Genomic DNA, 24,817 nt, shown 5'->3' with positions numbered 1-24,817 from the left:
CGATCGCGTCGGGTGGCGGTCAGGCGTGCAACATCAGCACTGGGGCAGCAGGACGGCGGTGATCAGTTCCCGGTCGGCGGCGGCGGCGAGCGCCTTGCCTGCCTCGGCGAGCGGGTAGGTGCGGTCGACCATGGCGGCGGGGTCGAGCAGCCCGGACTCGAGCACCCGGGCGAAGCGCGGCAGGTCGCGGCGCACGTCGACGTTGCCGTACTGGCAGCTGCGGATCTCGCGGCCGCGCATCGCGAGGTCGTTGACCGGTAGGTCGACGGTGACGCCCCAGTCGACCATCCCGAGCGGCACGACGACCCCGCCCCGCCGCGTGGCGTCGAACGACGCGCGCACCGCCGCGGCGTCGGCCGCGGCCTCGAACGCGACGTCGGCGCCGCGACCGCCGGTGAGGTCCCGGATCCGCTCGACCACGTCGCCGTCGGCCGGGTCGAGCACGTGGGTGGCGCCGAGCCCCGCCGCCCGCTCCCGCCGCTCGGCCATCGGCTCGACCGCCACGATGCGCACGGCCCCGGCCAGCCGGGCGCACTGCACGATCCAGCCGCCGATCCGGCCGGCGCCGAACACGGCGACCGTGTCGCCCAGCCCGACCCGCGCGATGCCGAAGACGGCCCCCATCGCGCTCGTGGCGCCACAACTGAGCAGGCACAGGTGCTCGTCGGCCAGGCTCGTCGGCACGCGCACCACCCCGTACTCGCGCAGCAGCAGCCGCTCGGCGTAGGTGCCGACGCCGCCCGCCGCGCTGATCGGTGTGCCGTCCGCCCGCCGCGCGACGTGGCGGACCGCGCCCTCGAAGATCTCGCGGCACTGGTGGGGTTCACCGCGGTCGCACCAGAAGCACTCGCCGCACTCCGGGGTGCCCGCCACGACCACCCGGTCCCCGGGCACCACGGTGGTGACGGCGGCCCCCACCTCCTCCACCACACCGGCCGCGGAGTGGCCCAGGATCGCGGGCGGGTGGGCCAGCGGGCCCGGCCGCAGCGCGTAGGAGTCGGTGACGCAGACCTCGACGGCGCCGGGGCGCACCACCACGTCGTGCGGGCCGGGCGTCATCAGCTCGACGTCCTCGACGGACGGCGCGGATCCGAACGCCCCCAGCACCGCTGCCCGCATCGCCATCCGCCTCTCTGTCGGATGGTCATACAATTCATGCCGATCCAGAGGCCGTCAAGGATCCTTCCGCCTCCTGGAATGACCCAGAGGCCGCCGCAGCCCCCGAGTTCTTGTCATACAAACTTCGCCCGCCCTAGACTCGGCCGATGCTCGTCGAGCACCGCGGCCACCGCCCGGCAGTCCCGCCCTCCGCGTACGTGGCCCCGTCTGCGGTCCTGTGCGGAGCCGTCGTCCTCGGGGAACGGGCCCGCGTGCTGCACGGCGCCGTGCTCACCGCGGAGGACGGCGAGATCCGCGTCGGCGCCGACGTGGTGATCATGGAGAACGCGCTCGTCCGCGGCCGCGCCCGGCACCCCGCGGTGCTCGGCGACGCGGTCCTCGTCGGACCGCACGCCCACGTCAACGGCGCCACGGTGGACGACGAGGTGTTCGTGGCCACCGGGGCATCGCTCTTCCCCGGCTCGGTCGCGGGCACCGGGTCGGAGCTGCGCATCGGCAGCGTGCTCCACGTGAACTCGAAGCTGCCGGCGGGCACCGTCGTGCCGATCGGCTGGATCGCGGCGGGCGACCCCGCGCAGCTGTTCCCACCCGACCGGCACGACGAGCTGTGGGAGGTCCAGCGGCAGCTCGACTTCCCGGGCACCGTCTACGGCGTCGCGCGGGACACACCGATGCGGACGATCATGGCGCGGCAGGTGGAGTTCTACGGCGCGCACCGCGCCGACCGCGTGCTCGACGAGGACGACCCGAGCGAACCCGGGTGACGGGTGCCGTCAGCGCCGGTCAGCCCGCGCGGCGGCAGCGCGCGTGCAGGAACAGCGGCCACGCCGCCGCGCCCGCGAGCCGCGGGTGCTCCGCCACGACGGCTGCGTCCGGCCGCGGCTCGCGCAGCGCCTCCACGACGAACCCGGCGCCCTCCAGGGCGCGGGTGTAGTGCTCGAGCGGGCGGTCGATCGCCTCGAACGTCATCGTGAGGCCGTTCGCCTCCACGGGGACCACCACCCGCTGGTGCGCGAAGTAGTCCGCCAGCGCCTCCGCGGGCCTGTTGAGCGGGTGCACGATCGCCAGGCAGAGCAGCCCACCCGGTGCGAGCACCCGCCCGCACTCGGCGATGGCGCCCGCCGGGTCGTCCATGTCGTGCAAGCTCATGAACGCGATCACGAGGTCCGCCGCACCGTCGCCCAGCGGGAGCGCGGTGGCGTCGGCGTCGAGCACCTGCTCGTACCCCCCGGCATCGCGGGCGAGCGCCGCGAGCGTCGGGGCGGGCTCCACCCCCACGACCCGGTGCCCCGCGGGCCGCAGCTGCCGCCCGACCCGCCCCTCGCCACAGCCCAGGTCGAGCGTCAGGCGTCCCGGTGGCGGGAGGAGCTCGGCGAACGCGGGCCAGTTGAGGTGCGTGAAGTGCACGTCCTGGCCCGGGGTGCGGGCCCACGCCGCCCACTCCCCCGCCCGGCGCTCCCACACCCCGGCGAGTGGATCATCCACGAGGGCACGGTATCCGACGCGCGGTTCCGGTTGGCCATTGTTGCCACAACGACCATGGACAACCGAAACCCCGGCGATCCGGCTCGTCAGGGTCCCAGGTCGCTGGACGCGCGCACTCGCAGCCGCGGCGGCAGCAGCACGGAGCCCGGCCGCCCGCCCTCCAGGATGTCGAGCAGCAGCCGCACGGCGGTGCGCCCCATCTCCAGGTTCGGGGTGGTGACGCTGCTGAGCGGGATCGGCAGCTCCGCCGACAGCGGCACGTCGTTGTAGCCGACGAGCGCGACGTCGCGGCCGACCTGCAGCCCGGCGTCGCGCAGGGCGCCCATCGCGCCGATGGCGGCGAAGTCGTTCACCACGAACACGGCTGTGGGGGGCGGGCCGGGGGTCTCGAGTACCCGTTCCATCGCGCGGCGCCCGCCCGCGGCGTCGAACGGGCCGTGGACGACCCGGTCGGGCGGCACCGTGCGGCCCGCGGCCGTCCAGCGCTCCAGGAACCCGGCGGTCCGCTCGCTGCCGGTGCTCGCGTAGGCCTCGCCGGCGAGCACGGCGACCCGTTCGTGGCCGCGGTCGAGGAGGTGCCCGGCCACCGCGCGGCCGCCGGCGAGGTCGTCGCCGGTAGCGGCGGGGAACGCGCCGCCCCGCCGGCTGACCAGCACGAACGGCACACCGCGGCGTTCGAGGTCGGCGAGCAGCCCGCCGCGCGGCGAGGCGTCACCGATGATCAGCCCCTCGACGCGGTGGTCGAGCATGACCTCGGCGCGGGCCCGTTGCTCGTCCGGGTCGTCGTGGGTGTTGGCCACCACCGTGCGGTACCCGGCGCGGCCCGCCTCCTCCTCGACGCCCTCGTAGATCGTGGCCAGGACGTAGTCCGACAGCCGCGGGACGAGCATGCCGAGCAGGCGGCTGCGCCTGGTGCGCAGGCCGCCTGCCAGCTGGTCGCGCGAGTAGCCGAGCCGGGCCGCGGCCTCGCGCACCCGCGCGGCCGTCTCCGCCGACGGGGCCCGCGCGCTCCCGGTGACCCCGTGCAGGGCGCGGGAGGCCGACGTCACCGACACCCCGGCCTCCCGGGCGATGTCCCGGAGCGTGACGCGCCGCGGCGAGCCTCCGGACGTCGTGGGCACGAGCCTCCCCCACCGCGTCGATCTTGAACATTGGCGTTGACATCGTCCGGCGCCCTGCGGTTCAGTGGACGCCGACGGTGTACAAACGATAGTACAAGATCGGATTCGGGCCTGTGATCATCTGCAGCACCTGCGCCGTGGAGCACGCCGAGAAGGTCGACGTGTGCGCCATCTGCGCCGACGAACGCCAGTGGGTCCCCGCCGACGGGCAACGGTGGACCACCCTCGAGGAGCTCGCGGAGGCCGGCCACCAGGTGCAGGTGCGCGAGCTCGAATCCGACCTCTTCGGCATCACCGTCGAGCCCAAGCTCGGCATCGGCCAGCAGGCCCACCTCGTGCGCACCCCGGCGGGCAACGTCATCTTCGACATGGTCGGCTACGTCGACGAGGACGCCGCCCGCCGCGTGCGCGAGCTCGGCGAGGTAGCCGCGATCGTCGCGAGCCACCCGCACATGTACGGCGTGCAGGTCGAGTGGAGCCGCGCCCTCGGCGACGCGCCGATCTTCGTCTCGGCGGCCGACGAGGAGTGGGTGGCCAGGCCGGACCCCGCGATCCGCACGTGGTCGGACCCCTTCGAGGTCGTGCCCGGGGTCACCCTCCTGCAGCTGGGCGGCCACTTCCCGGGCAGCGCGGTGGCGCACTGGGCCGCGGGCGCCGGGGGCGGCGGCGTGCTCCTGGGCGGCGACACGATCCAGGCCAACCCGGACCGCGTCACCGCCACGTTCATGCGCAGCTACCCGAACCGGATCCCGCTCTCGGCGGCGGTGGTGGACCGGGTCACCCGCGGCGTCGAGCACCTGGAGTTCGACCGGCTCTACGACAACTTCGGCAAGACGATCGACCGCGATGCCCGGGCGGCCGTGCGCCGGTCGGCCGACCGGTACATCGGCTGGGTGCGGGGCGACTTCGACCACCTGACCTGAGCGCACCGGCAATTGTCAGGGGTCGAACGTAAGTTCGATGCATGGCCGGAGTGGCGGATCTCCTCGACCGGGCGGTGGACCTGCCGCCCGGGCCCGCGCTGGCCGCGGTCCTGGAGCAGCCGGCAGCCGCCGCGGTGCCCAATGCCCGCCGGGTGGACGTCCTCCGAGCCCGCTCCCGGCAACTCGCCCATGCGCAGGCGGAGCTCTTCGCCGAGCTGGTCGAGCTCTCCCACACCGTCGCGCTCGCCGAGCTCGACACCGCGGAGGCGGTGGCCCGCGCGGCCGAGCAGCAGGAATGGGCCGCCCCCGAGATCGCCGCCGCGCTCACCTGGACCACCGGCGCCGCCGATCGCGAGCTCGCCCTCGCCACCGCGCTCGTCGAACGCCTCCCGCTCGTGCAGGCGGCGCTACGCCACGGAAACATCGACCGGAGCAAGGCGCGCGTGTTCGTCGAGTACCTCGACCCCGCACTCGGCGACATCACCGAGGAGCAGGCCCAGGCGCTGTGCGAGAGGTACCTGCCGCCCGCACCGGGCCTCACCACCAAACAGCTCGCCGACCGGCTGCACCGGGCCGTGCAGGCCATCGACCCCGCGCTGCGCAGGCGCCGCTACGAGCGCGCCGTCCAGGCCCGCGGTGTCGCCCTGTACCTCGACCCGCGCACGGGCACCGCCACCCTCGTCGGCAACGGGCTGCCGGCCCACGAGGCCGCGGCCGCAGCGGCCCGGCTGGATCGGCTCGTCGAGACCGCCAAGCGGGCCGGCCACCCGGGCACGCGGCCCCAGATCTCCGCCGACCTCTACCTCGGCATGCTCGACGGCAGCTTCCACCTGCTCACCGAGGAGCAGATCATCCAGCGGCTCCTGACCGGCCGCCGTCCCGACGACCAGCCGGCCACCGTCCGGGAGGGCGGCGCCGTCCGGGAAGGAATCGAGATCCGCCTCGGACTCGCCACCGCGGCGGGGCTGGACGACCGTCCCGGGGAGATCGCCGGGCTCGGACCGGTCGGGGCGAGCGTCGCCCGCGCCGCCACCGCCGCCCAGCGCCGGGGTGCGGCCTGGAGGTTCGCGGTCGTCGACTCCCGGGGCCACCTGCTGCTGGCCGGTCCGTTGCGCCGCCGCCCCCGCACCTCGGAGCGTCCGCCTGCGGTCCGCGGCGGCGTGGTCGAACTGCACGTCACGCTCCGCGAACTGCGGCGCCACGGCGCCCACCCGGGCTCCGTCCCCGCCGAGTGGGAAGGCGTACTGGCCGAGATCGCCGCCGCGTGGGCCGACCGCCATGCCCGGCTGGAGCGGCTCGCCGCCCGTCCGGGCACGCGTTTCGCCCGCGGCGCATTGGCCGACCACATCCGCATCCGCGACCGCAACTGCATCGGGCCCGGCTGCACCCGCCCGGCGCGCCGCTCCGACCTCGACCACACCCGGGACCACAGCCGCGGCGGCCCCACGGTCGACACCAACATCGGCCCGGCCTGCCGGCGCCACCACGGCGACGAGGACCGCGGCTGGACGCTCACCCAGCCCGAACCTGGCCTGTTCCAGTGGATCAGCCCGCTCGGGCGCGTCTACCGCACCCGCGGCGAACCGATCCGCCCCGACCTCCGAGCCGAACCCCGGCCCCACCCCCGCCGACGACACCGACGAAGCCACCGCCGAGCCCGACCGGCGCCTGCGCCGCTTCGAGCCCCGGATCCTCGAGCCCGACACCACCGATCCGCCCCGGCCGCCACCACCGCAACGCCGACCGCCCGGCGACGGTCCGCCGCCGTTCTGAATACCTGAAGTCCGCCCCGATGACGGCGTCCGCTGACGCCTCACGACATAGCGCACCCTCCGGGGGCATTGGGTCGTGCGCGGCTCGGTCAGGCGTCGTTGGTGCTGGGCGAGCCGGCGTATTCCTCGATGCGGGTGATGAGGCCGTCGTCGAATCGGAAGTACACGGCCGCGTCGACGCGGAAGAGCGTTCCGTCCTTGGTGACCACGTTCACGACGTGTTGCTGGAGGAGTTCGCCGGGCTGGAGAACTGCTGGGTGATGTCGTAGCGCATCGATTCGATGGGCTCGATCTGAGCCTCCATGCCGGAGATGTTCTCGTCGATCGTCGAGTCGCCCTTTCCGTCGTTGTGCCAGACGGTGGCGGCGCGAGGATGGCCTCGGTGCTCCGGGGGGTCGTGAGGCGTTCCACCTCGACCTTCGCCTTGCCGTTCGGCCCGCCGATCTCGTCCCATCTGGCCTCGCGCCACGTCGCGTACTCGGCGGGCACACCGTCGGTGGCGCTGTGCGCCGTCTGCGGCGGGGATGCAGGCAGGTTCAGGCGTCCTCGCCGCCGTGCGTCCGTCTGCGGTGCTCAGGCGCGGCGCGCCGCCCGCGGCTCCAGCACCACCACCGCGGTCTCCCCCGACCGGAGCGCGGCGAAGCCGTCCAGATCCCGTTCGACCTCGCGCCACGTCGCCCACAGCCGCGCCCGCTCGTCCCCGTGCGCCGCGCGGGCGCGCACGCGGCGAGCGCCGTCGACGAGCACCACCGTGGCGTCAGGGTGCGCCTGCAGGTTGAGCCACCAGGCCGGCTCGCCGTCGGCCCAGCCGTTCATCGCGAGCGTGAAGAGGTTCGGACCGTCCTCGAGGTAGGCGAGGATCACGCTGCGCTCGCGGCCGGAGCGGCGCCCGGTGGTTGTCAGCCGCATGGTTCCCCAGCGACCGGGCTTCGGTCGCCACAGGCCTCTCCGGCCGCCGGTCGCCCGGTACAGGGCCCGGTGCACCGACCAGGCGGAACGCACGAACCAACGGGGCGGAACCCGCGGTGCCGACCTACGTGCCTCAACCATGCCGAGCCCCTCCCACACCGACCACCCGACGCTCGGGTGCTGACCAGGTCACCCGACGCACACCCGGCGGGCCCGCTCGTCGAGCACGATGGAGGTGCCCTCCACCCGACACAGGCCGATGATCGCCGCGTTCAGCGCGATGCGGCCGAAGAACGTGGTGGCCGGCTCGGCGTCGACCTCGACGAGGATGCGCGAGTACTCCGCGCTCACCAGCTCGGGCCCGCAGGAGTTCGACAGGTTGCTGCCGAGCCGGGTGATGGGGACCTCGCCGATCATGGCGTCGGCGGCCGAGCCGTCGAGGAGACCGCCGTTGTCGACGCGCTGCACCACCGTGCGGACCGCGGTGACGATCGCGTCGCCCGCCGCGCGGCACTCGCGTTCCTGCGCGAGCCGGGCCACGACGGCGGGGTCGGCCGCGGCGCTGCCGGCGACCGCCTGGGTGCAGCCCACGAGCAGCGGGGCGACGAGGGCGAGGGCGGTCAGGATCCGCGCGGCGGACACACCTCCCGGTTCGGCCACCGGAGCGCGGTCGTTACCGCCATCTCGACGACGGGCTATGCCGACCGGCGGATCCGGCCGTACGCTGCCGAGATCATGCGAAACGGAGATTCCGCTTAGCGGAACACCGGAGGGTTCATCGATGCATCCTGCTCCGCCCGCACCCGTTCCCAACAGCACCCGCAAGGTCGCCCTCGCCACCCTGATCGGCACGTCCATCGAGTGGTACGACTTCTTCGTCTACGGCGCGGCCGCCGCACTCGTGTTCGGGAAGCTCTTCTTCCCCGACGCGAGCCCGCTCACCGGCACCCTGCTCGCGCTCTCGACGTTCGGTGTCGGGTTCATCGCCCGCCCGATCGGCGGCATCGTCTTCGCCCACTACGGCGACAAGATCGGCCGCAAATCCATGCTCGTGCTGTCGGTGCTCCTCATGGGCGGCGGCACGTTCCTCGTGGGGCTGCTGCCCACCGCCGACTCCATCGGCGTGGCCGCCCCGATCATCCTCGTGATCCTCCGGATCGCCCAAGGCATCGGCATCGGCGGTGAGTGGGGCGCGGCCGCCGTCATGGCCGTCGAACACGCCCCGCCCCACCGCCGCGGGTTCTTCGGCAGCTGGCCGCAGGTCGGCGTGCCCGCCGGCATGCTCACGGCCAACCTCGCCATCCTCATGATGTCCGGCAGCATGTCGGAGGAGGCGTTCCTGGCCTGGGGCTGGCGCATCCCCTTCCTCGCGTCCATCGTGCTGGTCGTCGTCGGGATCGTCATCCGGCTCAAGATCCAGGAATCGCCGGTCTTCGAAGAGGCCAAGGCCGCGGGCAAGATCGAGCGGTTGCCCGTGCTCGCCGTGCTGCGCACGCAGCCGAAGAACGTCCTGCGCGCCGCCGGCCTGCGTTTCGCCGAGAACAGCACGTTCTACATCCACACCACGTTCGTGCTCACCTACGGCACCACCCTCGGCATGCAGCGCAACCACCTGCTGCTGGCGGTGATCGTCTCCTCCGCGATCGGCCTGTTCAGCCTGCCGTTCTACGGCTGGGCCTGCGACCGGTTCGGCCGCCGCCCCGTGGTGCTGTGGGGATCGTTCGTCCTGCTCGCCATGAGCTGGCCCTACTTCTGGGCGCTCGACACGCAGTCGGTCCCGCTGATCATCCTGGCCACCGTCGTGGCCGTGAACGTCGGCAACAGCGCCGTGTACGGCCCGCAGCCCGCGTACTTCTCGGAGCTCTTCGAGCCCCAGGTCCGCTACAGCGGGGCCTCCATCGGCGCCCAGGCCGCCAGCGTCTTCGCGGGCGGGCTCGCGCCCGTGATCGCCACCGCGCTCTTCAGCGCCACCGGCGGCTACGACGCGATCGCCCTCTACATGTCCGCCATGGTCGCGATCACGATCGTCACCGCCTTCCTCTCCCCCGACCCCTACGGCGCGTCGCTGCGGAAGGGGGCATCGGTGCCGACCTGATCGGCGCCGCGCGGGCTGCGAGACTCGGCCGGTGGACCTGCGTCAGCTCGAGTACTTCCTCGCGGTCGTCGAGCACGGCGGCGTGCACCGGGCCGCGGCCGCGCTGCACGTCGCTCAGCCGTCGCTGAGCCAGTCGCTGCGGCGGCTGGAGCGTGACCTGCAGACGGACCTGTTCCACCGCGTCGGGCGGGGTCTGGTGCTCGCGCCCGCGGGTGAGGCGCTCGTCGGGCCGGCCCGGCAGGTGCTGCGCTCGCTCGGCTCGGCCTACGACGCCGTGCGCGAGGTCCGCGACCTCGAGGCGGGCCGGATCGACGTCGCCTCGCTCGCCGACCTGTCGGCCGACCCGGCCGCGATCTGGGTGGCCCAGTTCCGGGTGGAGAACCCGCGGGTCAGCGCGCGCATCGAGGAGCGGGGTGGCGTCCCGCAGGTCGCCGACCTGGTGGCCTCCGGCGAGTGCGAGGTCGGGGTGAGCGTGCTTCCGCACCCACGCGACGGGCTCGTGCACGAGCGGCTGCTCACCCAGCACTTCGTGCTCGTCGCCCCGCCGGGCACCGACGGCGGGTTCTCCGACGCCGTCCGGCTCGCCGATCTCGACGGGGTGCCGCTGGTGCTGGGGGAACGGCACGCGACGACCCGCGAGTGGATCGAGGGGAGCCTGCGGGCCGCCGACGTCGAGCCCCTGGTGTCGGTGGAGGTGCCGCAGCGGGGCGCCGTACTGCCGATGGTCCTCAACGGCGGCGGCGCGGCGATCGTGCCGCTGCGCCTCGCCCTCGACGCGCTCCTGCGCGACGCGGTGGTGCGTGAGCTGGTGCCGCCGCTGCGCCGCGAGATCGGCGTGATCTACCGGCTGGGTCCGCTCACCGCGGCCACGGAGGCCTTCCTCGACTTCACCCGCGACCGGGTGCGATCGTGGGAGCGGGCGGTGGAGCGGCGCATGGCCACGGGGCTCGGGCGGGTCCAGGCCACGGCCGCGATCGACCTGGCCGTCCGCCGCCGGCAGCGCACCACGTTCGCCGACCGCTCGCCGGTGGCGCGCATCCCCTCCCGGACGCCCACCGAATGATAGGCAGCATCAATCGGACCGGGTGGTTTCCGGTCTTTGACGCTGTCGGTCCCGGGGCCTTGACTGGTGCCCGGACCGGCCCCGGGGATGGCCCGCTCGCCCTCCCGCGGCCCGATACCGCGGGAGAGACCATGGCAGAGACGCCACGCACCGAGGCAGCACCAGTAGAGACACCACCCGTCGCCACCCCGGCAGCACCGTCGCCGGGGGCCGAGGGGCTGCGTCGCGGCGCGTGGACGGCCACCGCCCTCGCGTTCGCGTTCATGCTCCTGAACTTCGCCGACAAGGCCGCGCTCGGCTTCGCCGGCAGCGCGATCATGCGTGACCTGGGCATCACCCCGGCCGAATTCGGGGTGGTGCAGAGCTCGTTCTTCTGGCTGTTCGCCGTCGGGGCCCTGGTCGTCGGGGCGCTGAGCACGCGGATCTCGGTGCGCCTGCTGCTGCCCGCGCTGATGGCGGTGTGGATACTGACGATGGTCCCGCTGCTGTTCCCGGTCGGGTTCGGGCTGCTGCTGGTGTCGCGCGTGGTGCTCGGCTTCGCCGAGGGGCCCGCGTACGCGCTCGCCACCCACGTCGTGCACTCGTGGTTCCCGCCGGAGAAGCGCGCCCTGCCCGCGGGCGTCATCAGCGCGGGCAGCTCGGTGGGCCCGCTGATCGCGGCGCCGGTACTGACCATGGTGATCGCCACGTGGGACTGGCACGCGGCGTTCCTCGTGCTGATCGTCGCGGGGCTGGTCTGGCTCGTCACCTGGTTCCTGCTGAGCAGGCCCTCGCCCGAGGAGACCACGGCGGCGGCCCGCCCGGCGGCCCGCACCCGCACCGACTGGCGGCTCCTGGGCCGCCAGCTGCGCACCCCGACGATCCTGGGCGTCGCGCTGCTGGCCTTCGTGGGCTACTGGACCACCACGCTGCGGGTCTCCTGGCTGCCGCTCTACCTCGAGCAGGGCCTCGGCTACGACCCGATCACCGCGGGCCGGCTCGTGACGGCCCCGTACGCGGTGGCGGCGATCGCCGCCGTGAGCGCCGGGTTCGTGTCCAACCGCATGATCGCGGCAGGGGTCTCGCGGCGCTGGGCCCGCGGCGGGCTGTCGGTGGGCTTCGTGGTGACCGGCGGGCTCTGCATGTACCTGTTCACCGTGGTGCCCGCGGGCGCGCTGCAGATGGCGTTCGTGGCGTTCGCCTTCTCGTTGAACTCGGCCGCCTACGGGGTGGCGCTCACGATCGTGGCCGACCTGGTGCTCCCGGGCCACCGGGGCGCCGTGCTGGGATGCCTCGTGGCCTTCTACAGCATGGCGGGCGTGATCGCGCCCCTCGTGCTCGGCTTCTCCATCGGCGACGGTGCGTCGCCCGCCGGGTACGGGGTGGGCTTCGCGATCAGCGCGGTGGTGATCGTCGTGGGCGGTCTGGCGTCGCTGCTGTTCATCAACCCCGAGCGCGACATCGCCCGCCTCCAGGAGGAGGACGGCCAGGCGGTGCCGGGGTGAGGCAGCCGCTCGACGGGGTCCGGGTCGTCGACTTCGGGCAGTTCATCGCCGCGCCCGCCGCGGGTGCCGCGCTCGCCGAGATGGGCGCGGACGTGATCAAGGTGGAGCCGGTGGGCGGCGAGTCCGCGCGGCAGATCGGCGTCTACGGCCAGGCGATGGTCGACGGCTACAACGGGGGCAAGCGCTCCATCGCCGTCGACCTGCGCACGCCCGAGGGGCGGCAGGTGGCGCAGCGGCTCGTGCGCGACGCCGACATCGTGCTGCAGAACCTGCGCACCGGGGTGATGGAGGCCTTCGGCCTCGGGCCCGCGGACGTGCGGGCGGTCAACCCCGGCGTCGTCTACGGCTCGGTGAGCGGCTTCGGCCGGCACGGCCCCTCGCGCGATCGGCCGGGGTTCGACATCGCCGCGCAGGCCGAGAGCGGCCTGATGTCGATCACCGGGGAGGCCGGGCGCGACCCGCAGCGGGTCGGGGTGCCGGTGGTCGACGCCGCAGCCGGGCACGTCCTGGCCGAGGCGGTGCTCGCCGCCTACATCGGCAGGCTGCGCTTCGGCACCGGACGCGACGTGGAGGTGTCGCTCCTCGACGTGGCCATCCACCTGCAGGCCACCACGTGGGGCGAGTACTTCCTCACCGGACAGGTGCCCGAGCGCAAGGGCAACGGGCAGCCGACGGTGGCACCGGCCGCCGACGTGGTGCCCACCGCCGACGGGGCCATCGTGCTGTCCGCGTACACGCCCGCCCACTTCGCGAAGCTCTGCGCGCTCATCGGGCGCCCCGAGCTGGCCGACGACCCGCGGTTCGCCACCAACCCCGACCGCGTGGCCCACCGCGACGCGCTGCTCGCCGAGCTCGCCCCCGCATTCGGCGAGCTCACCAGCGAGAAGGCGATCGAGGTGCTCGTCGGCAACGGCATCGTCGCGGGGGCCATCAACACCTACGACCAGGTCGTCGAGCATCCCGACGTGCGCGCCTCCGGCACCTTCACCGACGTCGACGGCCACCCGGGCCGCACCGTGGTGCGCACCCCGTGGCGCGACGGGGACGGCGCCGCGACCACCGGGGCCGCGCCGGCGCCGCGGGTCGGAGAGCACACCCGGCAGATCATGACCGAGCTCGGCTACCCGGTGGCCGAGATCGGCGACCTCGCCCGGCGCGGCGTCGTCCGCATGGGCGAGGAGTGAGCGCCGCCCCGGCGGCGGGAGGAGGCCATGTGCCCGCAGGCGTGGACCGCGCGGACCACGACGGCGTCGCGACGCTGGCGCTGCGCAACGAGGGGCGCCGCAACGCGTTCGCGGTGGAGCTGCTCGACGACCTGGACCGCGAGCTGACCGACCTCGCAGGCGACCGCCACACGCGGGTGGTCGTGCTCACCGGCCACGGGTCGGCGTTCTCGGTGGGGGCCGACCTCGCCGCACCCCCGGAGCGGCGCACCCTGCGCGGCGACTCGGTGGGGGCCGACCTGGCCCGGCTGCGCCGCGTCGGCGGGATCGCCGAGCGGCTGCACCGGCTGCCGCAGGTCACCGTGGCGGCGGTCAACGGGGCGTGCGCGGGTGCGGGTCTGTCCCTCGCGCTGGCGTGCGACCTGCGGATCGCCGCCGAACGCGCCGTGTTCAACACCGCGTTCCTCGGCGCCGGCCTGTCCGGCGACCTCGGCGGGATCTGGTTCGCCACCCGCATCGTCGGTCACGCGCGGGCCCGCGAGCTGTTCCTGCTGCCGGGCCGGCTTCCCGCGCGGGACGCGGCGGCCGCCGGGCTGGTCACCCGGGTGAGCCCGGACGACTCCTTCGCCGCCGACCTCGCCGCGCTCACCGCGCGGCTGGCCGGGTTCGCCCCGCGCGCGGCCCGGGCGATGAAGGCGAACCTGCACGACGCCGACCGGATGCCGCTCCCCGACTACCTCGACGCCGAGAGCGAGCGGATGGTGGCCACGTTCCACACCGACGACGCCCGCGAGGCCGCCCGCGCGTTCCTCGAGCGCCGGGAACCGGTATTCACCGGCCGGTAGGCGTGGAGATCAGGGCACGATCGCGTCGACGTACCCGCCGTCCACGCGCACGGCCGCGCCGGTGGTGGCCGAGGCGAGGTCCGAGCTGAGGTAGGTGACCATCTGCGCGATCTCCTCCGGCTCGATCAGCCGCTGCAGCAGCGACTGCGGCCGGTGCTCGCGCATGAACCGGCGCTGGGCCTCGTCCCACGGCAGGTCCGCCCCCACCATCTCGGCCACGAAGTCCTCCACGCCCCCGGTGTGCGTCGGCCCGGCCAGCACCGAGTTGACCGTGACGCCGGTGCCGGCCGCCGCCTTCGCGTAGCCGCGCGAGACGGCGAGCAGCGCGGTCTTCGTCATGCCGTAGTGCACCATCTCGGCGGGGATCACCACCGCCGAGTCGCTGCCGATGAACTGGACCCTCCCCCAGCCGCGCTCCATCATCCCGGGCAGGTAGGCCCGGGTGAGCCGCACGCCGGACAGCACGTTGACCTCGAAGTAGCGCCGCCACTCCGCGTCGTCGACCTCCAGCACCGGGCGGGCGCCGAAGATCCCCAGGTTGTTCACCAGCACGTCGACGCGGGGCAGGTCGGCCACGAGCGCCGCGGTCTGCTCCGCGTCCGCCACGTCGGCCACCGCACCGATCGCCTCCACCCCGGGCACCTGCGCCCGCAGCCGCTGCACGGCCTCCTCCACGCGCTCGGCGCTGCGGCCGTTCACCGCGACCCGGGCCCCGGCCGAGGCCAACCCGACTGCGATCGCGTACCCGATGCCCTGCGTCGAGCCGGTGACGAGGGCCGTGCGACCGGACAGATCGATCTCCATACCGGTGACTTCCCGCCGGACGGCCGCGCCGAACCACCGGGCGCGCCCGGGTAGCGTGACGGCCCTGGTGCGGGGTGGTCGGGCACGGGAGCGGCGGATGACGGGGGAACGGGCCCGCGCACGTCGTCGCGAGGCGTCCGTGCTGGGGGTCGTCGCCGCGGGCGGCGTGCTCGGCGCCGAGGCCCGCTACGGGCTCGGGGTGCTCCTCCCCCACGGACCAGCGGGCTGGCCGTGGTCCACGCTCGTGGCGAACCTGTCGGGCTGCCTGTTGATCGGCGTGCTCATGGTGGTGATCACGGAGCTCACGGTGGCGCACCGGCTGGTGCGCCCGTTCCTCGGCGTCGGGGTGCTGGGCGGGTACACCACGTTCTCCACCGCCACCGTGGACGTTCTGACCCTGGCGCACGCGGGGCGCCCGCTCGCCGCCCTCGCCTACGTGGTGGCCACCCCTGTGCTCGCCGTGCTCGCCTGCGGGATCGGCGTCGTCGCCACCCGCGTGGCGGCCGGCCGGGCGCCGCAGCCGCGGGAGGGCGGGCGGTGAGCGGGGCCGCGGTGCTGTGGGTCGCGCTGGGCGCAGCCGTCGGCGCTCCCCTGCGCTACCTCGTCGACCGGGCCGTGCGGTCGCGCTACCGCGGCCGGTTCCCGTGGGGCACGTTCGCCGTCAACGTGGCCGGGTCGGCCGTGCTCGGCGCGCTCACCGGCGCCGTGGTCGCCCTCCCCGACGGCGTGGTGCCCGCCGCGGTGCAGGCGGTGCTCGGCACCGGCTTCTGCGGGGCGCTCACCACCTACAGCACCTTCGGCTACGAGACCGTCACCCTGGTCGAGAAGCGTGCACCGGTCACCGCCGTGGTCTACGTGGTGGGCAGCGTGGTGGCCGGTCTGCTGGCGGCGGCGCTGTCCTGGTGGGCGGCCGGTCTGGCGGTCGGCTGACCGGCCGTCACGTGCCGGCCGGTGGCAGCGGTGCGCGGGCCGCGGCCGGGGCCAGGCCGTCGAGCAGCAGCGCGAGGTAGCGCGACCAGCCGCCCGCGGTGGCCGCACCGGCCACGAGCATCGTGACCAGGCACGGGACGTCGTCCGGGGTGAGGTCGGCGCGCACCGCGCCCGCCTGGCGGGCCCGGGCCAGCAGCTCGGCGAGAGGCTCCCGGTAGCGGGCCGTGATCTCGGCGGTGCGGGCGGCGGCGCCGAGCGCCAGCATCCCCGGGTGCTCGACGAACGCGGCGGTGATCTGCCTCAGCACCGTCTCCAGCGCGCGGCGCGGGTCGGGGTCGGCGGCGGCCCGCTGCAGCACCGGCTCCACGCGCTCGGCGAAGTAGTCCTCGAGCACCGCCGCGAGCAGGTCGTCGCGGGTGGGGAAGTGCCGGAACAGCGTGCGCGCGCTGACGTCCGCGCGCTGGGCGATCTGCTCCAGCGAGACCCCGTCGCCCCACTCCTCGACGGCCGCGCGCGCCGCCGTGACGATCGCGTGCCGGTTGCGCCTGGCGTCCGCGCGCACGCCCCTGCCCTCCGCCACCGCGCGACGCTAGCACCCCGTAAATGTCAGTGCACTGCCACTTATGGCTAGGCTGGGGGCATGGACCACGGCGTCGTCACGTTCCTGACCGACTACGGCATCGACCCCGTCCGCCTGGGACGGGCGGTGGAGGAACGCGGGTTCGACTCGCTCTTCCTCGCCGAGCACACCCACATCCCCACCAGCCGCGACACGCCGTGGCCGGTGGGCGCGGCACAGCCGCAGCCACTGCCGCGCCACTACTCGCACACCCTCGACCCGCTGGTCGCGCTCACCGCCGTCGCGGCCACCACCCGGCGCATCCGCCTCGGCACCGCCGTCACGCTGGTCAACCAGCACCACCCGATCAACCTGGCCAAACGTGTCGCGAGCGTCGACGTGATCGCCGGGGGACGGTTCGAGCTGGGCGTCGGGCCCGGCTGGAACGCCGAGGAGATGGCCAACCACGGCGTCGACCCGGCCCGGCCGCTGGCCCGGATGCTCGAACACGTCGAGGCGATCACGAGGATCTGGACCGACGACGAGCCGGAGTTCCACGGGGAGTTCGTGGACTTCGACCCGATCTGGAGCTGGCCCAAGCCCGCCGGGCGCCCGCCGCTGCTCATCGCGGGCGTCGGGCCCACGGTGCTGGACCGGGTGCTGAGCCACGGCGACGGCTGGCTCCCGCTACCCCTGTTCACCCCCGAGCAGCTGGGCGAGCACATCCGTGAGCTGCGCCGCCGCGCGGCCGAGGCCTGCCGCACCGTGACCGTCACCCTCTACGGGGGCAGCCCCGACGCGCTGGCCGCCTACGAGGACGCGGGGGTCGACCGGGTGCTGCTCGAGCTGTCCGACCACGAGGGCGCCGACGGGGCGCTGCGCGAGCTCGACCGCTTCGCCGCCGCCGTCGGCTGACCCGCGGGCACAGGCATGGGCGGGCCCGTCGCGGGTACGGACCCGCTGTGCACCGTGACCGGACGATCGAGCTCCTCCGCACCGGCTACCCGTGGGCGGCGTCGCTGCGCGCGGGCCGGCCCGCCGTCGCGACCCGCCTCCTGGGCAGGCAGGCGGTGGTGGTGGGCGGCCCGGCGGGCGTGCGGCGCTTCTACGACCCCCGGCTGCGCCGCAAGGGGTCACTGCCCGCGCCGCTGGGGCTCCTCCTCTTCGGACCGGGCACCGTGCACGGCCTCGACGACGCCGAGCACCGGCTGCGCAAGGCGCTGGCGCTCGGCGTGATCACCCCGACGACCGTGGCCGCGCTGGGCGAGCGGGCCGAGCGCGAGTGGGCCGTGGCCACCGCGCGGTGGACCGAACGGCAACGGGTTGTGCTGTTCGACGAGGCCGTCCAGGTGCACACCGCGGCGGTCCTGCCGTGGGCGGGCGTCCCGGCCGGCGCCGGGGAGCTGCCGCGCCGCGCCCGCCAGCTGGCGGCCGTGCTGGACGGCTTCGCCACCCCGGGCCCCGCGTACCTCCGCGCCGTGCTCGCCCGGCTGCGGATCGGCCGCTGGGCGAAGGGCCTGGTCCGCGGGGTGCGCGCCGGGCGCGTCCACGCCCCGGACGGGAGCGCCCTGCAGCGCGCGGCGGACGCCACGGACCAGCGCGGCACGCGCCTGTCCGACGCCGCGGCCGCCACGGCGCTGCTCAACGTGGTGCGCCCGACCGTCGCCGTGGCCTGGTTCGTGGCGTTCGCCGGCAAGGCGCTGCACGAGCACCCCGAGTGGCGGGAGCGGATCGCCGGCGGGGACGCCGAGGCCGTGGCGGCGTTCGTGCACGAGGTGCGCCGCCTGTACCCGTTCGTGCCGGTGCTGGCCGCCCGGGCCCGCGAGGCGCAGGACGTCCTCGGGGTCCGCATCCCCCGCGGCGGGCTCGTCGTGCTCGACGTCCACGGCACCGACCACGACCCCGCGCACTGGCCGGAGCCGGACCGGTTCGACCCCGGCCGCTTCCTCGGCCCGCCCGTCGACCCGGACACCCTCGTGCCGCAGGGCGGCGGCGACGTCACCACCGGGCACCGGTGCCCCGGCGAGGACGTCACGCTCACCATGCTGGCCGTCGCGGTCCGGGCCCTGGCCAGGGCACCGCACGCGGTGCCGGCGCAGGACCTCGGCTACGACCTCACCCGGGTGCCGACGCTGCCCCGCAGCGGCGTGGTGCTGGAGGCAGCGCGAGTGGCTGCAGCCGCCGACGGGTCGCGCTGACGGGTTTCACGCCCGCCGCCCGGGAAACCCGGGCCGCATGCGGGTCGTGGTGGTGGGCGCCAGCGGGAACGTCGGGACGAGCGTGGTCGGTGCGCTGGCGGAGGACCCGGCGGTGACCTCGATCCTGGGGCTCGCCCGCAGGCGTCCGTACTGGAGTCCGCCGAAGACGGAGTGGGCCACCGCCGACATCGTGCGCGGCGACCTCGAGGAGCACTTCCGCGGCGCCGACGCCGTGATCCACCTGGCCTGGCTCTTCCAGCCCACCCACGACACGATGCTGACCTGGGAGAACAACGTCGTCGGCGGCACCAGGGTGTTCCGGGCCGCCGCGGCGGCCGGGGTGCCCGCGCTCCTGTACGCCTCCTCGGTGGGCGCCTACTCCCCCGGCCCGCAGGACCGGCCGGTGGACGAGAGCTGGCCGACCGACGGGTGGCCCGCCGCGGGCTACACGCGCGAGAAGGCCTACCTCGAGCGCGTGCTCGACGCGATCGAACGCGAGCACCCCGGGATGCGCGTGGTCCGGATGCGCCCCGGGTTCATCTTCAAGCGCGAGTCGGCCGCCGAGCAGCGCAGGTTGTTCCTCGGACCGCTGCTGCCGCGGCGGCTGGTCCGGCCCGGGCTCGTGCCGGTGGTGCCGGACCTTCCCGGGCTGCGGTTCCAGGCCCTGCACGCCGACGACGCCGCGCAGGCGTTCCGCCTGGCGCTCGGCCGGCCCGTGCGGGGTGCGTTCAACCTCGCGGCCGACCCCGTGGTCGACGCCGCCGAGCTGGCCCGGTTGCTGCACGCGCGGACGGTGCGGGTGCCCGTGCGGGTGGTCCGCGCGGGCCTCGCCGCGGCCTGGCTCGCCCACCTGGTACCGGCCTCCCCCGCACTGCTCGACGCGGTGCTGCACCTGCCCGTCCTCGACACGAGCCGCGCCCGCACCGAGCTCGGGTGGCAGCCGCGGCGCAGCGCCTCCGACGCCGTCGGCGAGTTCCTCGAGGGGCTGCGTGACGGCGCCGGGATGGGCACGCCACCGCTCTCGCCCGCCACCAGCCGGTGGGGCCGGGCCCGGGAGTTCGCGACGGGGGTCGGGAGCAGACCGTAGCCCGCCCCCGACTTGCCGGTCGGCAAGCAAGTGGTGAATACCATCGTGCCGTGCCGACCGACCGCCGCACCCAGAGGCAGCGCCGCGACCAGGCCGAGGCCGCATTGCTCACCGCCGCCGCCGAAGTCGTCGTCGAGCAGGGTGTGCGCTCCCTGACGCTGGCCCGCGTCGGCGAGCGCGCCGGCTACAGCCGTGGGCTCGTCACCCACCACTTCGGCTCAGCAGGCACTCCTCGAAGCACTTGCCGTCGCCTCCCAGACCGGGTTCGTGCCCGGCCTCGACGAGCTGCAGCCCGGCCTGGAGCGCCTCCTGCGGCGGATCGACGGGTACGTCCACGGACTCGGCCGGCTCGGCACCCTGAACCGGGCGTTCCTCCTGCTGTGGGCCGACTCCATCACCGCACCGGAGCTGGGCGCGATCTTCCGCACGCGGGACGAGGCGTTCCGCGCCGACCTGCGCGAGGACGTCGCCGCCGGGATCGCCGAGGGCACCGTCGTGCCCTGGGCCGTGCCCGACGACGTCGCGACGGCCGTGCTCGGCCAGCTGCGCGGGATCGGGCTGCAACGCCTGCTCGACCCCGGCGCCGTCGACACGGACCGGCTGCGCCGCTCGGTCACCGAGCAGTGGCGCCGGGCCCTCAGCCGGTGATCCGGGCTCGGCGAGAACGGCGCGGGCCGGGGACGGAGCCTTCCGCTGCGAGCGGATTCCCCCGGTCGCCCCCTACCCCGTCGGGCGCGACTCGCTCGCCGGGCGGGCCGGGTGGGGGAATGAGAACACCGAGATCAGGTCGCCGACGCCGGTGTTGGCGAGCGAGTGCCACTCACCGGCCGGGATGAAGATCGCATCGCCCTGCCGGAACGGGATCGGCTCGCCCCGCTTGCGCAGTTCCCCGCTGCCTGCGGCGACGTACATGACCTCTCCGGTGGTGTGTGCCGTCTCCACCTCCAACACCACCCCCTCCGGGATCGTGGCGACCCCGAGGCAGTTCTGGATCTCCGGGACGTTCGCCGACGACAGCAGCAACCCACCGTCGTCGGGCTCGCCCCGGTGGCGCACGAAACCGTCGACGCGCACGTCGTCGCTCACACCGCACCGTCCTTGCGCAGGGCGTGCCACCACTGCGCGATCTGCGCCCTCGTGGTGATCCAGACATCCGGGAACGACGCTGCGTGGGCGAGGAACCGGTCGAGCCCGCCGATCCGCCCAGGCCGGCCGATGATCCGGCAGTGCAAGCCGACCGACATCATCCGCGGCCGCTCCTGGGCCTCCGCGTGCAGCACGTCGAACGACTCGCGGGCGTAGTCGAGGAACTGGCCGCCGGTGACCATGCTGCCCATCCACCACTGCATGTCGTTGACGTCCGCGGTGTAGGGGATGACGAGGTGGTCGGTGTCGTTCACCTCCACGAAGTAGGGCAGGTCGTCGTTGTAGGCGTCCGAGTCGTAGGTGAACCCGCCCTCCTCGACCACGAGCTCACGCGTGTGGACGCTGGGTCCGTAGCGGCAGTACCAGCCGACGGGCCGTGACCCGGTGACCCGCTCGATGATCTCGACGGCCTCACGGATGTGTGCGCGTTCCTCGTCGCGGGAGAGGTGGAAGACCTCCTCCCAGCGCAGCCCGTGGCTGCAGATCTCGTGGCCCCGCTCGACGGCGACCCGGCCGACCTCGGGGTGGATCTCCAGCGCCTTCGCAGCTGCGTAGAACGTGGCCGGTGCGGAATGCCGCTCCAGCACGTCCAGGATGCGCCAGACGCCGACCCGGGAGCCGTACTCGAACATGGACTCCATCGCGAGGTCACGGGTGCCGTCGGGCACCGGAGAGCGGCCCCACTCGGTGCCGGTTTCCTGGACCGGATCGCCGTCCAGGTAGGACTTCTCGGCGCCCTCCTCGTAGTTGACCACGATCGAGAGCGCGAGCCGCTTCCCGTCGGGCCACGACACGTCCGGGTACGCGTTCCCGTAGCCGATGAAGTCCCTGCTGGCTGTCATCTTTCCCTTCCTCCAGGAGTTGTCCGCGCCGTCACGCCGCTGCGGCGGCGCTCTTCCCGTGCAGCCGTTCCAGTGAGACCCCTCGGGTCTCGGTTGCGAGCGCCATCAGCACAGCCATCACCACGTACATGCCGGCAAGCACGGCGAACGCGGGCACAGCGCCGAGGCGGTCGAACACGACGGTCGAAGCCACCGGCACCAGTGCGCCCCCGAGGAAGCCGATGTTGACGACCAGGGAGGTGCCGAACGCCCGGACGTTCGTCGGGTACAGCTCCGGCGCCCACAGCCACAGGGTCGTGTTGACCATGAGGCAGAAGACCTGGAGCACGAACCCGATGACGAGGACCAACCAGTCGCCGTGGGCGAACAGCGCGAACGCCGCGACGGAGGCGGCGCCGGCCAGCGCGCCGACCGCGACGACCCGCCGGCGGGCCACGGAGTAGCTCGCGAACGTCGCAGCGCACGCGCCCACCAACGCGCCGACGTTCTGGACCATCGTGAGGGTGAGGCTGCCGGTGATCGAGTAACCGCGTTGGACCAGCAGGATCGGCATGATGATGATGACGCTGAACTGCACGCCCCAGGCCAGGAACGTCGACAGCGACATCACCAGGGTGCGCCGCCGCAGCGCCGGGCCCAGGATGCTGGCCAGCTCCTCGCGGGCCGTGCCGTGCGTCTGCGCGCTCTCCGACGCCGAGGCCGTGCGCTCGTCCACGAACGGCGTCACCTCGTCATCCGGGCGCAGCCGCAGACGCCCCCGTGCGAGCCGGGTGAGTGCCCGGTTGGTTCCCGCGATGTCACCGCGCTTGAGCAGGTGCGCGGGTGTCTCGGGCAGGTAGCGGCGGAAGAAGACGATGAGAACGACCGGCACCCCGAGCAGCCCGAACGCCCACCGCCACGCGTCGGGGCCCGCACCAACGGCGATGGCGACCGGACCCAGCACGAGCAGGGTGTAGGCGAACACCAGGAACGTGCCGACACCCGCCGAGACGGTGTTGAACAGCGAGACGAACACGCCGCGGACCCTGGTCGGCGCGAGCTCCGACAGGTACGTCAGCCCGATCGCGATCTCCCCGCCCACACCGAGCCCGGTGACGACCCGGCTGAGCGCGAGCACCTCGTAGGTGGGCGAGAACGCCGAGATGACCGTGCCGATGCAGTAGATCGCAAGGCTGACGGAGAGCACCGACCGCCGGCCGAGCCGGTCCCCGAGTACCCCGCCGATGATCCCGCCGGCCACGACGGCGAGCAGCGTGATGCTGGACAGGATGCTGATCCGCGCCGCGTCGATCCCGAAAGCCTCCTGCAGGGCCGGACCCAGCGAGGAGAGGATGAGCTGCTCGAAGACCTCGAACAGCCCGCCCAGGACGACGAGGACGAGCGCGACGTAGTGCGTGCGGGTGACGCCGATGCGGTCGACGACGTCGCCGAGGGTCTCGGTGGGTGGTGGCTGCTGGCTCGTCACGTTTCCTCCGTGGTGTCGCGGGCGGCGCTGGTCGGAGTCGCCATCACCTGCTTCCGTGCTGCCGGCGGACCGCTTCCATCGGCAGTGCATACCGGACTGCATGCAGCTCTGTACTTCGGTCGTACCTAAGCACGCCACGAGGCGGGAGGCAAGGAATGGGTAGAGCACCCGGAAGCAGCTGGTCAGCGCCCGCTCGATGCTAGGAAGCGTGTGATGACCGACGCGTGACGCGATGCAACAACCAGGTGACGGCTGGCGCGCCGACAGGGAGGTGCGGCGCCGTATACTGCTCGGTACGTGTCCAGGATCGTGGACCACGGGCGCGACGACGATGGGACGCTGAAGGGGTCATGAAGGCTGCTGGGGGCAACGAGGCGCGGAGCCGGATGGTCGTGGACGGTGTCGCCCGGCAGATCTCGGAGTTCGAACTCGAGCCCGGGGAGCGGCTCACCGAGGAAGGGCTCGCACGCCACTACAACGTCAGTCGCACCCCGGTCCGCGAGGCGCTCAAGTCACTGCAGGAGATGGGGCTCGTCGAGCGGCTCCCCGGCGGCGGTTACGCGGTCCGCGTCGTCCGCCTGGAGACCGTGGCCGACCTGATGGTCATCTGGGCCACGCTCGAGGAGCTCGTGGTCCGGCTCGTGGGCCGGTCGGCCGACCGCGCGTCCCTGCAGGAGCTGCTGGCGCGGGCTCGCCGCGAGACCAGCGGCGACCCCGTCGTCGAGGAGCAGATCCACTCCGAACTGGCGAGGCTGTCCGGCAACGAGGAGCTCGTCCGACTGCTCGGCACGATCTACTCGCGCACCCAGCCCTACCGGCGGCTCGACGGCCTCAACCGGCGCGACGAGATCCACGACGACCACGTCCGGATCCTGGAACTCCTCGTCGAGGGCCGCACCGATGATGCCCGCGCGTTCATGCGCGAACACGTCGAGAAGAGCCACCGATTCGTCGAGATGCTGCTGCGGGGCGGCGTCCGCTCGCTGTCCTTCGACACACCCGCCTGATCCCGCGCACGGGCGGTCTCTGATCCGCGTTGTGCGCAGCCGGCAACAAGGATGCGCGAGTACGGTCAGTCGATCCCGAGCAACCGGGCGAGGTTGCCGCCGCAGACGAGCTGGCGGGCGTCCTCCGATCCCGCGGCGCGCGCCATCTTCTCGAACTCGAACGTGTAGTCCACGAACGGCGAGTCGGTGCCCCACACCACCTTCTCCGGCCCGAGCTCCTTGATCGAGAGCGCCACCTCGAAGATCGGGACGCGCGCGGTCTCGAGGTAGAGGTTGGGGGTCTCGGCGGCGATCTCGACGGCCTGGTCGTGGGACCAGAACGTGCCGCTGTGCGCCATGAGGAACGGCACCTCGGGGTAGGCGCGGCAGGCCCGGGCGAACTCCGGCGGCGCGTTGTACAGGTCGGAGGCGCCGTGGCAGATCACCACCAGCCCGCGCTCGCGCACCGCGTCGAGCACCGGGCCGACCAGCCCGAGGTCGGACAGGTGGTAGCCGTGGATGGTCGGGTGCAGCTTGAGGCCGCGGTAACCCTTGTCGGCCCGGCGGTGGATCTCGGCCACGGCCTCGTCGCGCTGCCACGGGTTCACGGCGAGGAACGGCACGATCCGATCCGGGTCGGCGGCGCGGGCGGCGTCCACGTCGTCGTTGTCGAACACGCCCTCCACGAAGGGGAACGCGCAGGCGCGGTCGACGCCCGCGGCGTCGATGCGGGCGAGGAGCTCCTCCCCGGTCTGGCTCGCGCCGTGGCGCACGCCGACGTGGTTGTGGGCGTCGAGGGTGAGCGGCATCGCTTCTTCCTT

Annotated in this window: 27 protein-coding genes and 1 pseudogene; 16 read left to right on the top strand and 12 right to left on the bottom strand. The window is 73.9% G+C overall.

Annotated elements, in window-relative coordinates:
* Positions 1 to 33: 33 nt before the first annotated feature.
* On the bottom strand, positions 34 to 1,125 hold the full coding sequence (locus tag ACFPL3_RS22885; protein WP_379589628.1) for a zinc-binding dehydrogenase: 1,092 nt from the start codon (positions 1,123 to 1,125) through the stop codon (positions 34 to 36).
* A gap of 140 nt (positions 1,126 to 1,265) precedes the next feature.
* Between ACFPL3_RS22885 and ACFPL3_RS22880 the strand changes: the two genes are divergently transcribed.
* The gene (locus ACFPL3_RS22880; protein WP_343940115.1) at positions 1,266 to 1,883 is read left to right on the top strand and encodes a gamma carbonic anhydrase family protein; all 618 of its coding nucleotides are present in this window, start codon (positions 1,266 to 1,268) and stop codon (positions 1,881 to 1,883) included.
* Between the two features lie 19 nt (positions 1,884 to 1,902).
* Here the strand turns inward: ACFPL3_RS22880 and ACFPL3_RS22875 are convergent, their stop codons facing one another.
* The gene (locus ACFPL3_RS22875) at positions 1,903 to 2,604 is read right to left on the bottom strand and encodes a class I SAM-dependent methyltransferase (RefSeq protein ID WP_343940113.1); all 702 of its coding nucleotides are present in this window, start codon (positions 2,602 to 2,604) and stop codon (positions 1,903 to 1,905) included.
* Between the two features lie 86 nt (positions 2,605 to 2,690).
* Positions 2,691 to 3,725: a LacI family DNA-binding transcriptional regulator gene (locus ACFPL3_RS22870; protein ID WP_343940111.1), complete on the bottom strand. Its 1,035-nt coding sequence runs from the start codon at positions 3,723 to 3,725 to the stop codon at positions 2,691 to 2,693.
* Positions 3,726 to 3,838: 113 nt separating this feature from the next.
* Between ACFPL3_RS22870 and ACFPL3_RS22865 the strand changes: the two genes are divergently transcribed.
* On the top strand, positions 3,839 to 4,648 hold the full coding sequence (locus ACFPL3_RS22865; protein WP_343940109.1) for an MBL fold metallo-hydrolase: 810 nt from the start codon (positions 3,839 to 3,841) through the stop codon (positions 4,646 to 4,648).
* 41 nt (positions 4,649 to 4,689) lie between these two features.
* Positions 4,690 to 6,429, top strand: a complete 1,740-nt coding sequence (locus ACFPL3_RS22860; RefSeq protein ID WP_343940107.1) for an HNH endonuclease signature motif containing protein — start codon at positions 4,690 to 4,692, stop codon at positions 6,427 to 6,429.
* Positions 6,430 to 6,509: 80 nt separating this feature from the next.
* Here the strand turns inward: ACFPL3_RS22860 and ACFPL3_RS22855 are convergent, their stop codons facing one another.
* The 3 genes from ACFPL3_RS22855 to ACFPL3_RS22845 all read right to left on the bottom strand — a co-directional run bounded on the left by ACFPL3_RS22855 (position 6,510) and on the right by ACFPL3_RS22845 (position 7,989).
* On the bottom strand, positions 6,510 to 6,635 hold the full coding sequence (locus tag ACFPL3_RS22855; RefSeq protein ID WP_343940105.1) for a nuclear transport factor 2-like protein: 126 nt from the start codon (positions 6,633 to 6,635) through the stop codon (positions 6,510 to 6,512).
* Positions 6,636 to 6,993: 358 nt separating this feature from the next.
* Positions 6,994 to 7,470: a nitroreductase/quinone reductase family protein gene (locus ACFPL3_RS22850; protein WP_343940103.1), complete on the bottom strand. Its 477-nt coding sequence runs from the start codon at positions 7,468 to 7,470 to the stop codon at positions 6,994 to 6,996.
* A 48-nt stretch (positions 7,471 to 7,518) separates the two neighbouring features.
* Complete coding sequence (locus ACFPL3_RS22845; RefSeq protein WP_343940101.1) at positions 7,519 to 7,989, bottom strand: hypothetical protein; 471 nt, start codon at positions 7,987 to 7,989, stop codon at positions 7,519 to 7,521.
* A 121-nt stretch (positions 7,990 to 8,110) separates the two neighbouring features.
* Between ACFPL3_RS22845 and ACFPL3_RS22840 the strand changes: the two genes are divergently transcribed.
* The 5 genes from ACFPL3_RS22840 to ACFPL3_RS22820 all read left to right on the top strand — a co-directional run bounded on the left by ACFPL3_RS22840 (position 8,111) and on the right by ACFPL3_RS22820 (position 13,979).
* Positions 8,111 to 9,424 carry an MFS transporter gene (locus ACFPL3_RS22840; protein ID WP_343940099.1) on the top strand — a complete coding sequence of 438 codons (1,314 nt, stop codon included), beginning with the start codon at positions 8,111 to 8,113 and terminating at the stop codon, positions 9,422 to 9,424.
* Positions 9,425 to 9,455: 31 nt separating this feature from the next.
* Positions 9,456 to 10,487 (top strand): LysR family transcriptional regulator, encoded by a 1,032-nt coding sequence (locus ACFPL3_RS22835; RefSeq protein WP_343940097.1) that lies wholly within the window; start codon positions 9,456 to 9,458, stop codon positions 10,485 to 10,487.
* 131 nt (positions 10,488 to 10,618) lie between these two features.
* Positions 10,619 to 11,971, top strand: a complete 1,353-nt coding sequence (locus ACFPL3_RS22830) for an MFS transporter (protein WP_343940095.1) — start codon at positions 10,619 to 10,621, stop codon at positions 11,969 to 11,971.
* The gene (locus ACFPL3_RS22825; RefSeq protein ID WP_343940093.1) at positions 11,968 to 13,155 is read left to right on the top strand and encodes a CaiB/BaiF CoA transferase family protein; all 1,188 of its coding nucleotides are present in this window, start codon (positions 11,968 to 11,970) and stop codon (positions 13,153 to 13,155) included. The genes ACFPL3_RS22830 and ACFPL3_RS22825 overlap by 4 nt, the downstream gene beginning before the upstream one ends.
* A 29-nt stretch (positions 13,156 to 13,184) precedes the next feature.
* Positions 13,185 to 13,979: an enoyl-CoA hydratase/isomerase family protein gene (locus ACFPL3_RS22820; protein WP_379589627.1), complete on the top strand. Its 795-nt coding sequence runs from the start codon at positions 13,185 to 13,187 to the stop codon at positions 13,977 to 13,979.
* 9 nt (positions 13,980 to 13,988) lie between these two features.
* Here ACFPL3_RS22820 and ACFPL3_RS22815 read toward each other — a convergent pair whose 3' ends face one another.
* A complete protein-coding gene (locus ACFPL3_RS22815; RefSeq protein WP_343940087.1) occupies positions 13,989 to 14,783 on the bottom strand; it encodes an SDR family NAD(P)-dependent oxidoreductase in 795 nt (264 codons plus the stop codon).
* Positions 14,784 to 14,880: 97 nt separating this feature from the next.
* On the opposite strand from ACFPL3_RS22815, the gene ACFPL3_RS22810 reads away from it, so the two are divergent.
* A complete protein-coding gene (locus ACFPL3_RS22810; protein WP_343940085.1) occupies positions 14,881 to 15,324 on the top strand; it encodes a fluoride efflux transporter FluC in 444 nt (147 codons plus the stop codon).
* Positions 15,321 to 15,713, top strand: coding sequence for a fluoride efflux transporter CrcB (crcB, locus tag ACFPL3_RS22805; protein WP_343940083.1), 393 nt, complete (start codon positions 15,321 to 15,323; stop codon positions 15,711 to 15,713). The genes ACFPL3_RS22810 and crcB overlap by 4 nt, the downstream gene beginning before the upstream one ends.
* A 7-nt stretch (positions 15,714 to 15,720) precedes the next feature.
* On the opposite strand, the gene ACFPL3_RS22800 is transcribed toward crcB, so the two are convergent.
* Positions 15,721 to 16,293, bottom strand: a complete 573-nt coding sequence (locus ACFPL3_RS22800; protein WP_343940081.1) for a TetR/AcrR family transcriptional regulator — start codon at positions 16,291 to 16,293, stop codon at positions 15,721 to 15,723.
* A 60-nt stretch (positions 16,294 to 16,353) separates the two neighbouring features.
* Here ACFPL3_RS22800 and ACFPL3_RS22795 point away from each other — a divergent pair, with 60 nt between their 5' ends.
* From ACFPL3_RS22795 to ACFPL3_RS22775, 5 genes and pseudogenes are all read left to right on the top strand, one after another.
* Positions 16,354 to 17,187: an LLM class F420-dependent oxidoreductase gene (locus ACFPL3_RS22795; protein WP_343940079.1), complete on the top strand. Its 834-nt coding sequence runs from the start codon at positions 16,354 to 16,356 to the stop codon at positions 17,185 to 17,187.
* A 47-nt stretch (positions 17,188 to 17,234) separates the two neighbouring features.
* Complete coding sequence (locus ACFPL3_RS22790; protein ID WP_343940077.1) at positions 17,235 to 18,470, top strand: cytochrome P450; 1,236 nt, start codon at positions 17,235 to 17,237, stop codon at positions 18,468 to 18,470.
* A gap of 37 nt (positions 18,471 to 18,507) precedes the next feature.
* Positions 18,508 to 19,557: an NAD-dependent epimerase/dehydratase family protein gene (locus tag ACFPL3_RS22785; RefSeq protein ID WP_343940075.1), complete on the top strand. Its 1,050-nt coding sequence runs from the start codon at positions 18,508 to 18,510 to the stop codon at positions 19,555 to 19,557.
* Positions 19,509 to 19,724, top strand: a pseudogene (locus ACFPL3_RS22780) (hypothetical protein); the annotation flags it as partial. The gene ACFPL3_RS22785 and the pseudogene ACFPL3_RS22780, both read left to right, overlap by 49 nt.
* A 25-nt stretch (positions 19,725 to 19,749) precedes the next feature.
* Complete coding sequence (locus ACFPL3_RS22775) at positions 19,750 to 20,205, top strand: TetR family transcriptional regulator C-terminal domain-containing protein (protein ID WP_343940074.1); 456 nt, start codon at positions 19,750 to 19,752, stop codon at positions 20,203 to 20,205.
* A gap of 72 nt (positions 20,206 to 20,277) precedes the next feature.
* On the opposite strand, the gene ACFPL3_RS22770 is transcribed toward ACFPL3_RS22775, so the two are convergent.
* Genes ACFPL3_RS22770 through ACFPL3_RS22760 form a run of 3 tightly spaced genes read right to left on the bottom strand, consistent with a single transcriptional unit; the run spans position 20,278 to position 23,010 of the window.
* A complete protein-coding gene (locus tag ACFPL3_RS22770) occupies positions 20,278 to 20,643 on the bottom strand; it encodes a cupin domain-containing protein (RefSeq protein WP_343940072.1) in 366 nt (121 codons plus the stop codon).
* Entirely contained in the window at positions 20,640 to 21,545 is a 906-nt protein-coding gene (locus ACFPL3_RS22765; protein WP_343940071.1) for an allantoinase PuuE, read from the bottom strand. The genes ACFPL3_RS22770 and ACFPL3_RS22765 overlap by 4 nt, the downstream gene beginning before the upstream one ends.
* Positions 21,546 to 21,576: 31 nt before the next feature.
* Positions 21,577 to 23,010 (bottom strand): MFS transporter, encoded by a 1,434-nt coding sequence (locus ACFPL3_RS22760; RefSeq protein WP_343940069.1) that lies wholly within the window; start codon positions 23,008 to 23,010, stop codon positions 21,577 to 21,579.
* Positions 23,011 to 23,360: 350 nt separating this feature from the next.
* Between ACFPL3_RS22760 and ACFPL3_RS22755 the strand changes: the two genes are divergently transcribed.
* On the top strand, positions 23,361 to 24,017 hold the full coding sequence (locus tag ACFPL3_RS22755) for a GntR family transcriptional regulator (protein ID WP_343940067.1): 657 nt from the start codon (positions 23,361 to 23,363) through the stop codon (positions 24,015 to 24,017).
* Between the two features lie 65 nt (positions 24,018 to 24,082).
* On the opposite strand, the gene ACFPL3_RS22750 is transcribed toward ACFPL3_RS22755, so the two are convergent.
* A complete protein-coding gene (locus ACFPL3_RS22750) occupies positions 24,083 to 24,805 on the bottom strand; it encodes an amidohydrolase family protein (RefSeq protein WP_343940065.1) in 723 nt (240 codons plus the stop codon).
* Between the last annotated feature and the right edge of the window lie 12 nt (positions 24,806 to 24,817).

The organism is Pseudonocardia zijingensis (assembly GCF_042657305.1).
Lineage (GTDB): Bacteria > Actinomycetota > Actinomycetes > Mycobacteriales > Pseudonocardiaceae > Pseudonocardia > Pseudonocardia zijingensis.
This window is presented reverse-complemented; position numbering and strand designations above follow the sequence as displayed.